This is a genomic window from Maritimibacter harenae (assembly GCF_009882975.1).
Lineage (GTDB): Bacteria > Pseudomonadota > Alphaproteobacteria > Rhodobacterales > Rhodobacteraceae > Maritimibacter > Maritimibacter harenae.
In genome coordinates this window covers 71,289-72,475 of record NZ_WTUX01000003.1, presented here as the reverse complement: position 1 = coordinate 72,475, position 1,187 = coordinate 71,289, and the positions used below count along the sequence as shown (strand labels likewise).

1 protein-coding gene is annotated in these 1,187 nt (G+C 64.0%); it reads right to left on the bottom strand.

Annotation, left to right across the window (positions count from 1 at the left end; genetic code table 11):
• Positions 1–943: TRAP transporter permease (locus GQE99_RS21445; protein WP_328794018.1), on the bottom strand; the 943-nt coding region annotated here is incomplete at its 3' end.
• Positions 944–1,187: the final 244 nt, after the last annotated feature.

Sequence of the window (1,187 nt, the reverse complement as noted above, 5' to 3'; positions counted from 1 at the left end):
CGATGGCCGCGATCACCAGTGTCACACCGGGCTGGCCATTACTGATCGTCAGGATCACGTTGGCCGCTTTCATGCCGAGACCGGTCATCGACAGGCCGCCGATCACCAGGCCGGCGGCCGCACAGGCACCCGCGACCGGCAGAATCCGCAGCGTGGTCTCGCCGAGCCCTTCGACGATTTGCCAGGGCCGCAAGCGTGTCGCCTTCGTCAGCATGGAGGCAACGACGGCACCGACGACGCCGGCGCCTGCGGTGAAAGTGGGTGAATAGCCTGCGACCAGCGCCGCGACGATCCCCGCGATGGGGATCAGGAAGACCCAGCCGGTGCGGAAGGTCTCTTTCGCCGTCGGAATCTCGTCGTCCGAGGGGCGCAGGTTGAGACGAACCGCTCGCAGGTGCACCTGTGTGAAGACGCCCATATAATACAGAAGCGCGGGGACCAGCGCGGCGAAGACCACCTGCTGGTAGGCCACGCCGGTGTATTCGGCGAGGATGAAGGCAGCAGACCCCATGATCGGCGGCATGGCACTGCCACCGGTGGAGGCCGCGACCTCGACCGCGGCGGCGAAGCGCGCGCGGTACCCCAACCGCTTCATGACCGGGATCGTGATTGAGCCGGTGGCCACCACGTCCGAAGTCGGGCTGCCGGACATCGTGCCGTACAGGCCGGAAGAGATGACCGCGATCTTGGCGGGACCACCGCGCGACCGGCCAGTGACCAACGATGCGATGTTGAAGAAGAACTCTCCACCGCCGGCCTTCGACAGGAATGTCCCGAACATGACGAACAGGAAGACGTAGCTCGCGACAACCTGGATCGGAACACCGAAGACGCCATCGGTCGTGAAGACGAGAATATCCAGAAGGTAGCTGAATTCATCCACGCCATGCCCGAAGGGAGGCGGCAGCAGGTAACCGAACAGGTTGTAGACCAGGAAGAGCACGACGACACCTGTCAGGCCGAGCCCGGTGGTGCGCCTGNAAAAAAAGCTGCGCCGGCGTGAACGGATGCAGAAGGCTGATCCTGTCGGCGATGGCGCCCGCGTTTACGAAAAAGAATATCCCGCACGCCAAGCTCAGCGCCGACAGCGCCCAATCATAGAGCGGGATGTGGTCCGGCGCACGGGGTGTGGCCCCTATTGCGCCGAACATGATCGTGTAGATGCCGCAGACGAAGAGGATCCCCAG